2 protein-coding genes are annotated in these 952 nt (G+C 68.8%); both read right to left on the reverse strand.

Going from position 1 to position 952, the window contains the following annotated elements; all coding sequences use genetic code 11:
- Positions 1 to 340: DNA-binding protein (locus YU1_RS34990; protein ID WP_156922493.1), on the reverse strand; the 340-nt coding region annotated here is incomplete at its 3' end.
- Positions 341 to 687: 347 nt separating this feature from the next.
- Positions 688 to 864, reverse strand: coding sequence for a hypothetical protein (locus tag YU1_RS33855; RefSeq protein WP_156922495.1), 177 nt, complete (start codon positions 862 to 864; stop codon positions 688 to 690).
- Positions 865 to 952 lie beyond the last annotated feature (88 nt).

Consider the following 952-nt stretch of genomic DNA (forward strand, 5'->3'; position numbering starts at 1 on the left):
GGAGGTGACGGGCGACATAAGCGGCACGGGCAGCGGTGGGCAGGGCCGACAACGGATACTCTCGGCCGCCGCCTCGACCTTCACGGTCGCGAAAACCCCAAGCCTTGATCTGCGCGATGCGGCGAATGTTACGCTCGGTTGAGGGCAGAGCGGGGAGGCCCATTGCGGCGATTTCCGCGGCTGTGAACCAGGCCTTCATTACCGTCCCCCCCGGTAGCGGGCCTGCACCGCGGCCTTGCGGCGGGCGATCTCGGCCTCGCGCTCCTCCAGGAGGTGCAGCTCGATGAGGTCGGCANAACGGGCGGGCACCACCACATAGCCGTGCTGGCTGGGCAGCCATCCCAGAAGGTCATGGTCAGCCGTCGCCTCAATGAGCGCCACGAAAGCGTCGAGCGGGATGCGATTATTGGCCTTGGCCGGGCTTGCCCAGGCGTCCAGCGTGTCCTTGCTGACCGTCCGGCCGAGGTAGGCGCCCATCTGCTGNGCGATGTCCTCGCGGCTGCGCTCGGACTTCCTGATGGCCGCGCTGATGAGGCGNGTGATGACCAGATCGAGCGGCCCGCGCGTCTCCTCGTCGCTGGGGCCGACCGCAACCTGCGGTGGCTGCCAATCGCGGAACAGGTCCAGCGTGATGCGATCCGGTGCGCGCGCCATCTCACGCGCCTCCCTGTCGGCGGGAGTGCCCGGTCATAGCCAGACCAGCAGCAGGATGGCGAGCGCGTGCGCGCCCAGGATGAGGCTGGCGAGCCCCATCATGACGTAGAGGCCGTCCTGGCGGATCTGCGCGAGCCGCCGCGTGTCCCGCTCCATGGGGTGGAGGGGCATGTCAGGGCGCGGACCGGGCTTGGACAGGCGCTGGCTCATGCCGCCGCTCCCATGTCCACGGCGGCGCAATCCTTTTGGCTAGCCGCCGAGCGCCCTTCCAAGATACGCTTTGCCCAGGGTGACGGCT

The organism is Azorhizobium doebereinerae UFLA1-100, assembly GCF_000473085.1.
GTDB lineage: Bacteria > Pseudomonadota > Alphaproteobacteria > Rhizobiales > Xanthobacteraceae > Azorhizobium > Azorhizobium doebereinerae.